This window comes from Nonomuraea mesophila (genome assembly GCF_004352805.1).
Classification (GTDB): Bacteria; Actinomycetota; Actinomycetes; order Streptosporangiales; family Streptosporangiaceae; genus Nonomuraea; species Nonomuraea longispora.
In genome coordinates, this window is record NZ_SMLD01000254.1 from 1 (window position 1) to 9,712 (window position 9,712).

At 73.3% G+C, this 9,712-nt stretch carries 12 protein-coding genes; 3 read left to right on the forward strand and 9 right to left on the reverse strand.

The annotated features are described in order from the left end of the window. On the forward strand, positions 1–536 hold a 536-nt coding region (locus tag E1295_RS45190), incomplete at its 5' end, for an MFS transporter (protein WP_132641098.1). 140 nt (positions 537–676) lie between these two features. Here E1295_RS45190 and E1295_RS45195 read toward each other — a convergent pair. Further along, positions 677–1,588 (reverse strand): MerR family transcriptional regulator, encoded by a 912-nt coding sequence (locus tag E1295_RS45195; protein ID WP_220449222.1) that lies wholly within the window; start codon positions 1,586–1,588, stop codon positions 677–679. Positions 1,589–1,658: 70 nt separating this feature from the next. Between E1295_RS45195 and E1295_RS45200 the strand changes: the two genes are divergently transcribed. Next, the gene (locus E1295_RS45200; protein WP_220449223.1) at positions 1,659–2,405 is read left to right on the forward strand and encodes a maleylpyruvate isomerase family mycothiol-dependent enzyme; all 747 of its coding nucleotides are present in this window, start codon (positions 1,659–1,661) and stop codon (positions 2,403–2,405) included. 15 nt (positions 2,406–2,420) lie between these two features. On the opposite strand, the gene E1295_RS45205 is transcribed toward E1295_RS45200, so the two are convergent. From E1295_RS45205 to E1295_RS45225, 5 genes are all read right to left on the reverse strand, one after another. Then, positions 2,421–3,242 carry an aldo/keto reductase gene (locus E1295_RS45205; protein WP_132641102.1) on the reverse strand — a complete coding sequence of 274 codons (822 nt, stop codon included), beginning with the start codon at positions 3,240–3,242 and terminating at the stop codon, positions 2,421–2,423. An 85-nt stretch (positions 3,243–3,327) separates the two neighbouring features. Then, complete coding sequence (locus tag E1295_RS45210) at positions 3,328–3,972, reverse strand: response regulator (protein WP_132641104.1); 645 nt, start codon at positions 3,970–3,972, stop codon at positions 3,328–3,330. After that, positions 3,963–5,111, reverse strand: a complete 1,149-nt coding sequence (locus E1295_RS45215; protein ID WP_246081173.1) for a sensor histidine kinase — start codon at positions 5,109–5,111, stop codon at positions 3,963–3,965. Before E1295_RS45215 ends, E1295_RS45210 begins: the two co-directional genes overlap by 10 nt. A 10-nt stretch (positions 5,112–5,121) precedes the next feature. Then, positions 5,122–5,913 (reverse strand): ABC transporter permease, encoded by a 792-nt coding sequence (locus E1295_RS45220; protein WP_132641106.1) that lies wholly within the window; start codon positions 5,911–5,913, stop codon positions 5,122–5,124. Further along, positions 5,910–6,824 (reverse strand): ATP-binding cassette domain-containing protein, encoded by a 915-nt coding sequence (locus tag E1295_RS45225; protein WP_132641108.1) that lies wholly within the window; start codon positions 6,822–6,824, stop codon positions 5,910–5,912. The genes E1295_RS45220 and E1295_RS45225 overlap by 4 nt, the downstream gene beginning before the upstream one ends. 162 nt (positions 6,825–6,986) lie before the next feature. Between E1295_RS45225 and E1295_RS45230 the strand changes: the two genes are divergently transcribed. Beyond that, positions 6,987–8,102 carry a DUF5685 family protein gene (locus E1295_RS45230; protein ID WP_132641110.1) on the forward strand — a complete coding sequence of 372 codons (1,116 nt, stop codon included), beginning with the start codon at positions 6,987–6,989 and terminating at the stop codon, positions 8,100–8,102. A gap of 9 nt (positions 8,103–8,111) precedes the next feature. Here E1295_RS45230 and E1295_RS45235 read toward each other — a convergent pair whose 3' ends face one another. The 3 genes from E1295_RS45235 to E1295_RS49475 all read right to left on the reverse strand — a co-directional run. After that, positions 8,112–8,423 carry a YbaB/EbfC family nucleoid-associated protein gene (locus E1295_RS45235; protein ID WP_132641112.1) on the reverse strand — a complete coding sequence of 104 codons (312 nt, stop codon included), beginning with the start codon at positions 8,421–8,423 and terminating at the stop codon, positions 8,112–8,114. Positions 8,424–8,435: 12 nt separating this feature from the next. Continuing rightward, entirely contained in the window at positions 8,436–9,314 is an 879-nt protein-coding gene (locus E1295_RS45240; RefSeq protein WP_132641114.1) for a hypothetical protein, read from the reverse strand. After that, a partial coding sequence (locus tag E1295_RS49475) for a hypothetical protein (RefSeq protein ID WP_220449224.1) occupies positions 9,314–9,712 on the reverse strand: 399 nt, incomplete at its 5' end. The genes E1295_RS45240 and E1295_RS49475, both read right to left, overlap by 1 nt.

Genomic DNA, 9,712 nt, shown 5'->3' on the forward strand with positions numbered 1-9,712 from the left:
GGGCCTACGCCGTCGGGGCGCTGGGCATGGGGGCGTTCGTGGCGCTGTACAACGCGGCAGGGTTCCGCCTGTCCGCGCCGCCCATCTCGCTCAGCACCGCCACCGCCTCCCTGGTATTCCTCGCCTACGCCATGGGGACCGCCTCCTCGGCCGCCGCCGGGCGGATGACCGCCCGCCTCGGACGTACGCCCGCCCTCCTCACGGCGCTGCTGGTCACCGTGGCCGGCGCCGTCATGACCGCCCATCCGGCGCTGCCGCTCGTCGTGCTCGGCTTCGCCGTACTGACCGCCGGGTTCTTCGCCGCGCACGCCATCGCCAACGCCTGGGTCACCGCCGACGCCGCGCCGCAAGCCCGCGGCCGGGCCGCCGGGATGTACACCCTGTCGTACTACCTGGGCAGCGGCGTGGGCGGCACGGCGGGCGGCGTCGTGTACGGCCACGCGGGCTGGACCTGGCTGGTGGTCCTGACGTCGGCCTGGCTGCTGCTTGCGGGTTCGGCCGTGCTCCTGTCACGGCTCCGGCCACCGGTCCAGTGACGGACCCCGTCCCGGCTCCGATCAGAGCTCCCCGGTCACGGCTCCCATTCCGGCTCCGGTCGCGGCTCCCGTCACGGCTCCTATGCAGGCTCCGGTCACGCGGTCCGGTCGCCCGGTCCGGTCACGGGCGGAAGGGCGGGTCAGGCGGTGAGGTCGCGTTCGAGGGCGTCGGCGAGCCACAGGTGGGTCGAGCCGATCGTGGCCTTCTCTCCGCTGACCTCGCTCACGAGCCGCCAGTAGCGGCGGAAGCGCGGGTCGCGGTCGGGTTCGACGTTCGCCAGCAGCTCGCGCCGGAACCCCGGGGTGTCACGGACGCCCCGCACGGCGGCGTGCACCGCGACGTAGCGGTCCAGCTCGGGCCCGGGTCGTGGTGCCTCCCCCGCGACGACGAGCGGCTCGGCCAGCGCGCACGCCTCGCCGACGCCGTACATGAGCTCGTCCTCGTCGTGGATCACCTTCACGTTCTCCAGCGCCCGCCCGCGCAGGAGGCGCGTCAGCGACGGGTCGGCGACCAGGGCGACCAGCTCGGCGTACGCGACCACCTGGGGCACCGCCGGGTCCGCCGGCGGGGCGGGCACGGCCATGTCCACGAACGCGCCGGCCAGTTCGTCGGAGGGAGGGGGCGCCACCATCTGACGCCGCCAGAAGGCGGCCAGCGCGTCGCGGGCGGCGGCGCCGTCCTCCACCGCGGCCAGCGACTCCAGCCGGGCCGCCCGCTCGGCCGGCCCCGCCTCCTCGACGGCGCGCAGGGCGGCCCGCCGCCAGGCCAGTTCGGCGAGCCGGACGTCGAGGGCCGCCCGCTCCTCCGCCACCGCCTCGGCCACGGAACGCTCCCCGGCCAGCACGCGCGCGATCGCGGCCAGCCCCAGGCCGAGCCCGCGCAGCCGCCTGACCATGCCGAGCCGCTCCACCGCGACGCTGTCGAACCTGCGGTGCCCGCCGGCGGTCCGCACTGACGCGATGATGCCCTCGTCGCAGTAGTAGCGGATCGTCCGCACGGGTACGCCGGTCAGCGCCGCCAGGTCACCGATCCCCAGCGTGTCGTCGCTCACAGGCACTTGAACCTCCACCCGACTGGAGCTTCTACGGTAGCGGCGTACCTGTTGAGAGGAGTTCTCACCCATGACGACACTGGACACAGCGCGGCTCGCGGAGGGTTTGCGGGAGCAGACGGCGGGGTTCGCCCGCGCGGTCGCCGGCGGCGACCCGGACGCCCAGGTGCCGACGTGCCCCGAGTGGCGGCTGCGCCACCTGGCCGGGCACATCGGGCACGCCCACCGGTGGACGGCCGAGCTGGTGCGCCAGGCCGCCGCCGCGCCCATCGCCGCCCCCGCCGCCGACGATCCCGGTCCCCAGGACACGTGGGAGCGGTGGCTGACGGACAGCGCGGAAGAGGTGATCGACGCGGTCCAGGAGGCGCCGGCCGACGCCCGCGTCTGGTCGATGGCGGGGCCGACGCCGCCGAGATTCTGGCTGCGCAGGATGCTGGGCGACACCGTCATCCACCACTACGACGCGGCGGCCACGACCGGCTCCTCGTTCGACGTCGCCGACGACCTGGCGGCCGACGTGATCTCCGAGGGGATGGGGCTGCTCGCGGAGCCGTCCGCGGTGCAGTTCAAGCCCGAGCTGGCCGAGCTGCGCGGCCGGGGCGAGACGATCGTGATCCGGCCGCACTCGGGGCAGGGCTGGGTGATCACGAGGACGCCGGACGGGATCCGCTGCGAGCGCGGAGGTGGTGACGGCGACGTCGTGGTGTCGGGCCCGGTGGCGGAGCTCATGCTCGTGTTCACCCGGCGCATGCCTGCCCGCGACGTCACGGGCGACCGCGCGCTGCTCGACCACTGGCTCACGCACACCGCGTTCTAACCCTCCTGAAGCGGGTCAGAGTTCGACGTGGGTGTCCGGGTTGCCGCCGAGCCGCCCGTCGTTGTCGAGCTCGGCCATCCTGGCCATCTCCTCGTCCGTCAGGCTGAAGTCGAACACGTCCAGGTTCTGCCGCATCCGTTCGGGGTGGGCCGACTTGGGGATCGGCACGGCGCCGAGCTGCAGGTGCCAGCGGAGCACGATCTGCGCGGGGGTGCGCGCGTGGGCGGTGGCGAGGTCGGCGACGACGGGCTCGTCGAGCAGCTTGGAGCCGCGGCCGAGCGGGCTCCACGACTCGGTGACGATGTCGTGCTCGGCGTGCCAGGCGCGCAGTTCGCGCTGCGCGAAGCCGGGGTGCAGCTCGACCTGGTTGACGGCGGGCAGGACGCCGGTCTCGTCGGCCAGCCGCCGCAGCTGCGCCGTCGTGAAGTTGGAGACGCCGATCGAGCGGGCCAGTCCCTGCTCGCGCAGGTCGACGAAGGCGCGCCAGGTGTCGACGTAGAGGTCGCGTCCGGGCAGCGGCCAGTGGATCAGGTACAGGTCAACGTAGTCGAGGCCGAGTCTGGCCCGGCTCTCCTCGAATCCGCGCATGGCCGCGTCGTAGCCATGGTGGGACCCGCGCAGTTTCGTGGTGATGAACAGGTCCTCGCGGGCCACGCTCGCCTCGGCCACGGCGGCTCCCACCCCGGCCTCGTTGCCGTAGCTGGCGGCGGTGTCGATCAGCCGGTAACCGAGCGATATGGCGTGTCTCACGGCCTGATGGGCTCCGTCGTCGTTCATGGGCCACGTGCCCAGACCGAGACGCGGCATCGGGCGGCCGTCGCAAAGCATGATGGTCATGGCCACATCCTTGCCCGATGCCCACCCGGAACAACCACCTTTGTCGCATTCGTACCGGTGCGGCTCGCGTGGACGGCCGGGGCCCTCAGCCCTCCAGGTAGCGCAGGATGGCCAGCACCCGGCGGCTGTAGCCGGGGTCACGGGGCAGGTCGAGCTTGTCCATGATGGCGTTGACGTGCTTCTCCACGGTGCTGAGCGAGACGTGCAGGCGCTCGGCTATGGCGGCGTTGACGTAGCCCTGCGCCAGGTGCCGCAGCACCTCGCCCTCACGCGGGCTCAGCCGGCTCAGCGGGTCGGTGTGGGTGGTGCGGGCCAGCAGCTGGCGCACCGCCTCCGGGTCGAACGCCGTGCCGCCCGTCCGCACCCGCTCCAGCGCGTCGAGGAACTCGCCCACCTCGGAGACCCGGTCCTTCAACAGGTAACCGAGCCCTTCGGCGGGCCCGGCCAGCAGCCTGGCCGCGTAGCGCTGCTCGACGTACTGCGACAGGACGAGCACGCCGACGCCCGGCAGGCGGCCGCGGATCTCCAGCGCCGCGCGCAGCCCCTCGTCCTTGTGCGTCGGAGGCATCCGCACGTCGACCACGGCCACGTCGGGCCGGTGGCGCTCGACGGCGTCGAGCAGCGAGGGGGCGTCGCCGACGGCGGCGACCACCTCGTGGCCCGCGTCGTCGAGCAGCCGGGTCAGCCCTTCGCGCAGCAGCACGGAGTCGTCGGCCAGGATCAGCCGCACGGCGGCGCCTTGGGCAGCGACGCGGTGATCCTGGTGGGGCCGCCGGACGGGCTGTCCACGGCGAACGTGCCGTCGAGGGCCATCACGCGCCTGGCCAGCCCCGACAGCCCGCCGCCCGAGGGGTCGGCGCCGCCCTCGCCATCGTCGGAGATCGCCACCCTCACCACCTGTTCGTCCTCGTCCAGCACCACCAGGATGTCACGGGCGCCGGCGTGCTTGACCGCGTTCGTGATCGCCTCGCGGGCCACGAAGTAGAGCGCCGTCTCGACCTCGGAGACGGGCCGGCCGCTCAGCCTGTGGTGCACGGTCACCGGGACACTCGACCGTTCCGCGACGCCCGCCAGCGCGGCGTGCAGCCCCAGTTCGTCGAGGGCGGTCGGGTAGATCCGCCAGGCGACGCTGCGCAGCTCGTCGAGCAGCCGGCGCGACTCGGCGTAGGCCTGGGCGACCAGTTCGGCCGTGCGGTCGTGGTCGCGGGTGTGCTGTGCGCGGCCGAGCAGCATGGCCAGGGCCACGCCGCGCTGCTGCACGCCGTCGTGCAGGTCGCGCTCGATCCTGCGCCGTTCGTCGTCGACGGCCTTGACGATGCCCGAGCGGGTGGCGGTCAGCTCGGCGATCCGCCTGCGCATCAGCTCCTCGCCGCCCGGGCCGAGCAGGTGCGCGGCCAGGCGCCGTTCCAGCGCCGCCACCCCCACCGCGAACAGGCCGGTCACCGCCAGCAGCGCGATCCCGCCGGTCAGGCCCAGCGTCCAGCCGCTGGTGATGAACCGCACACCGGGCAGGTCGAGTGGCACCGTCTCCGACCCGCCCGTGACCAGTTCCCACGACCCGCCCGCCAGCAGCAGCCCGCCGACGAACAATCCCGCCGCGCAGACGTAGCCGCTCACGACGCCCAGCGCGGCACGCGCGGCGAGGAACGCGTAACCGCCGTCGGGCCGCGCCGTCTCGTGCCCGAACCATCGCGACAACCTGGCCCGCTCGACGGCCACCATCCGGTCCCGGCCCCGCGCCGCGAGCGGCCTGGCGGCCGGGACCAGCGCCGCGGGCCACGCCACAAGAAAGAACGCCAGCTCGGCGAGGCCGAGGACCATCCCCAGGAGGACCCCGGCCAGCAGACGGACCACCACGATCCCCGGCACGAGCGCGAGTCTAGGCGTCACGGCGGCGCAACACGGCGAGCCCGATCGCCAGGGCCCCCGCCGTCCAGACGAGCAGCCAGGCCAGGCCCTCCCCCGCGGAGTACGGGATCGGCCCGCCGGTCATGTTGGCCGTACTGCCCATGAAGGCCAGCCCGGCGAACGTCGGAAACCGCAGGGAGGCCTCCAGCGCCGGCGGGGCGCCCGTCATCAGCAGGAGCAGCGGCAGGCCCAGGAGCAGCATGAACACCACGGTCAGCGTCCCGGCCGCGCTGCGCATCGCGGCCCCGATCCCCACGGTCATCATCGACACGAGCGCCAGGAACGCCCCGGCTCCGAGCAGGTCGGGCACGAGCTCGCCGATCCGCGTCACCACCAGGCCCCCGAACACCTCCGCCGACAGCAGCACGTGGACGGCCGCCGCCGCCACCGCCCCGGACACCACCCCGGCCGCGAACATCACCGGCCCCACGACCAGCACCTTGGCCGCCAGTACGACGCCGCGGGCGGGAGTGGCCTGCAACGTCACCCGGATGCTCCCTGACGCGTACTCCGACGTGATCACCAGCATCGCCGCCGCCACCATCGCGAACTGCACGAACGGCGTCGCGGACACCACCGGCTCGCCGGCCGCCACCCGTACGCCCGCATCGCCCTCGCGCAGCGCCTCGGTGGCCGTGGCGCCCCCCAGCGTCAGCGCGCTCAGCACCATGAGCACCAGCGCGCCGGCCAGGCACCACCACGTGGACCGCACCGACCACAACTTGCCCCACTCGGCGCCGACGGCCTGCCACAGCGTGCTCATGCCCCGCCCCTCCTCGCGCCGTACTCGACGCTGCCCGACGTCAGCTCCTGATAGGCCTGCTCCAGCGAGGCCTCACGGGTGCGCAGCTCGTGCAGGCGGATGCCCGCCTCGTACGCCAGGTCGCCGACCCGCTCGGTGGCGGCGCCGGTGGCCTCCAGCTCGTTCTCGCCCAGCCGCTCCACCGTGATCCCGGCGGCGCGCAGGCGTACGGCGAGGTCCCGCGCGTGCGGCGTGCGCACGAGCACGGTCGTGAGCGAGCTGCCCGCGATGACCTCGTCCAGCGGCGCGTCCGTGATGAGTCGGCCCTTGCCGATCACCACGAGGTGGTCGGCGGTGAACTGCATCTCGCTCATCAGGTGGCTGGAGACGAACACCGTGCGCCCCTCGTCGGCCAGCGACCGCATGAGCCCGCGCACCCACCGCACGCCGTCCGGGTCGAGCCCGTTGACGGGCTCGTCGAACATCACCACCTCGGGATCGCCGAGCAGCGCCGCCGCGATGCCGAGCCGCTGGCTCATGCCCAGCGACAACGCGCCCGCGCGCCTGTGCGCCGCGCCCGCCATGCCGACCGTCTCCAGCACCTCGGAGACCCGCCGCCGCGGGATGCCGTTGCTGCGCGCCAGCGCCGCAAGGTGCGCCCGACCGCTGCGCCCCGGGTGCAGGGCGCGCGCGTCGAGCAGCGCGCCGACCGTGCGCAGCGGGTTCTTGATCTTCCGGTACGGGACACCGCCGATCAGCGCCGTGCCGGAGGCAGGCCGGTCGAGGCCGAGGATCAGCCGCATGGTGGTCGACTTGCCGGCGCCGTTGGGACCGAGGAAGCCGGTCACCGTACCGGGTTCCAGCTCCAGCGACAGGCCGTCGACCGCGAGCCGGTCGCCGTACCGTTTGCTCAGGTTCTTCAGACTGATCACGCTGCCCCACGCTAGGCAGCCACCCCTCCGGCCACCATGGGGGCGTTCCGCCGACCTCTATGGCGGAAAACCGTAAACCGTTTCATGACCGTGCAGGCCACCTGTAAGCGGCGGGCCCTACCCTTTTCCCTTTATGTGTAGCCGTAACGTCTGTGAGGTCGTGTGTTCGGAATCATCCGCCCCTGCGGTGACCATGGGAGCCCGTCGTTGCGTGCCGCGTGGCGGGCGCATCTGTGCGGGTTGTGCCTGACGTTGAGGGACGGGCACGGGCACGGGGCCCGGCTGACCACCAACTACGACACGCTGCTCCTGTCGGTGCTCACCGAGGCCCAGCTCCCGGCCGCCGCTCCGCGCCGCACGGCCGGGCCGTGCGCGTTGCGCGGTTTCCGCCCGGCCGAGGTGGTGGACGCGCGGGCCGAGGGGGCGCGGCTGGCGGCGGCGGTCTCGCTCGTGCTGACGGCCGGCAGGCTGCGCGACCACGTGGCCGACGGGGACGCCGCCTTCGGCACCGCCGCGGCCCGCCGCCGGCTGGCCGCCCGCTGGGAGGCGGGCGGCGCCCGGCTGGGCGCCGGCGTCGGCTTCGACACCGCCGTGCTGGCCGCGACCGTGGACCGCCAGCTCGACCTGGAACGCCTGGCCACCGCACCGCCCGCGTCCGCCCTCCGGTACACCCCCGGCCGCGACCCGGGACACGGCCCTGGTCACGGCGCTGGGCCCGCGTGCGGTCTCAGCGTGCTCGATCTCACCGCGCCCGCGGAGGACGCGGTCGCGGCGGCGTTCGCGCACACGGCGGTGCTGGCCGGGCGACCGGGCAACGCCCCTGCCCTCGCGGAGGCGGGCCGGTTCTTCGGCCGGATCGCCCACCTGCTGGACGCGGCCGAGGACCAGCACCACGACGACGCGCGCGGGGCGTTCAACCCGCTGACCGCCACCGCCACCACGGCGGCCGAGGCCCGCCGGTTGTGCGACGACGCCGCGCACGGGCTCACCCTCGCGCTCGCGGACGTCGACCTGGCCGAGCGGCACCTGGTGGACGTCCTGCTCGGCACCGAGGTACGCCGGGCGGTGACCCGCACGTTCGGCTCCGTCACCGCCTCGTACGAGCGGCCGGGCTGGATCCGCAAGTCGGCGGCCGGCGTCGCGACGTTCTGGACCTGCGGGATGTGGCGGCCCCGGTGGAGCCGGCGGCGCGGCCGTCCGAGCGAGGAGCGCTGCTACCTGCGCAAGTGCGGAGAATGTTGTGACGGCGAATGCTGTAGCTGCTGCGACTGTTCCTGAGGGCGGCTGTCAGGATTCGGTGACGGTCCTCGCGATGTCGAAGGTCCGTCCCGTCACGTCCTCCTCGGCCAGCCGGTACGCCTCCACGATGGCCTCGGTCAGCGCCTTCGAGCCCAGCCGCATGGCGCGGGGGTCGATGTGCAGCGCGGCCAGCGATCCCTGGGGGGTGATCTCGACGGCGACCTGCCCGCCCGCGCTCTCGCCGCGCCCCCTGGCCTCCTGCAGCAGGCGGCTGACCTCCTCGAACTTGGCCGTCTGAGCGGCCATCTCGGCGAGCGCGCGGTCGAGCTCGGGGTCGCCCGTGGGGGGTGGTGTGGTCATCTCTCTCCTCGGTCAGCGCTTGAAGATGAACGCCCTCGGCGCGTGCGCCATCGCCGAACGCAGGGCCCCGGCCGCGCTCAGCTCCCCGCTGCTGACGAGCGGGTAGATGGTGGAGGCCGAGACCGTACGGCGGAAGAACCGGCCCGCCGAGCCGGTGCCCAGCAGCGTCTCCGTGACCTTGGTCGCGGGGAAGAACCTGCGCACGTCGCTCAGCGCCTTGATGCCGCCGTTGTACGCCAGCTCGGCGGCGAAGTGCTTGCCGGCGTACTCGAAGAGGTTGCCCATGGGCTGGTCGGTGGCGGCGGAGCTGGCCGCGTGCACGCCGGTCTTGAGCGCGGCCCACACCGTGGAGTCGGCCAGCGCGTCCAGCCCTTCGCGTACCAGGTAGTTGCCGACGCGGCGCTTGCCTATCCGCTGTTCGAGGATGAGCTTGGTGATCTTCTGGAAGAGGGTGCGCTCCAGCTGTGCCCTGGCGACCAGCATGTTGAACGCCCGCTGCCCGATCGCCCTGGCCGCCGGGTAGACGAAGCCGAACATCATGGTGAAGGCGATGGCGGCCAGCTGGGTGCCGATGATCCACAGCTGGTCCCGGTGTTTGTCGACCGCGTCGGCGTAGGCGTCGCATCCGTCGGCCAGCTCGTGCAGTTCCTCCTGCAGGGCCGTGTAGCGGGGGTCGAGCTCGAACGGCCACACGTCCGCGAACCGGTGGACGGCCATGCTGTCGTTGCGCCTGCGCGCCGCATCGACGGCCTCTCCCGTGCGGCCGGCGACTATGCCGATCGAGCCGGCCAGTTCGCGCAGGGCCTTGGCGCGGTCCCTCAGGTTGGAGGTGTCGGCCTGGGGTACGTGCACGTCGGCGAACCGGGCGAGCGCCTGGAACGGGTCGAACATCAGGCCCCTTCCCTGGGCGGGGGCGGCTGCGGGATCGGCGGCTGCACGAGGTCGGGGATGTCTGGAAGGGACCGGAGGATCTCCATCTCCAGGTACTCCCAGAACTGTTCGAAATCGCGCAGGCCGGTGGCCGAGATGAAACTCTTGTCGGCGATGGCGCGCATGGAGTCGGTCAGCCACTCGTAGCTGTCGGCGTACCACGCGGCGAACATGTGGCCCTGCTCGTCGTCGCCGACCAGGCCGGACGTGCCGGCCATGTCCGAGGCCACGCGCTGCAACATCACCACGTCGTCGCCGGTCTTGTCGAAGAGCCAGGCGAGCTCGCGGATCGACAACCAGTCGATGTAGACCTGATCGCCGGGGCCCTGGGGCGGCGGGGTCGCCTGTCCGTCCGGCGC

Excerpts from the sequence above, each read along its gene's own strand:
- E1295_RS45200 (WP_220449223.1), top strand. The coding sequence starts at position 1,659 with ATGACGACACTGGACACAGCGCGGCTCGCGGAGGGTTTGCGGGAGCAG.
- E1295_RS45205 (WP_132641102.1), bottom strand. The coding sequence starts at position 3,242 with ATGACCATCATGCTTTGCGACGGCCGCCCGATGCCGCGTCTCGGTCTG.
- E1295_RS45220 (WP_132641106.1), bottom strand. The coding sequence starts at position 5,913 with ATGAGCACGCTGTGGCAGGCCGTCGGCGCCGAGTGGGGCAAGTTGTGG.
- E1295_RS45235 (WP_132641112.1), bottom strand. The coding sequence starts at position 8,423 with ATGACCACACCACCCCCCACGGGCGACCCCGAGCTCGACCGCGCGCTC.
- E1295_RS45240 (WP_132641114.1), bottom strand. The coding sequence starts at position 9,314 with ATGTTCGACCCGTTCCAGGCGCTCGCCCGGTTCGCCGACGTGCACGTA.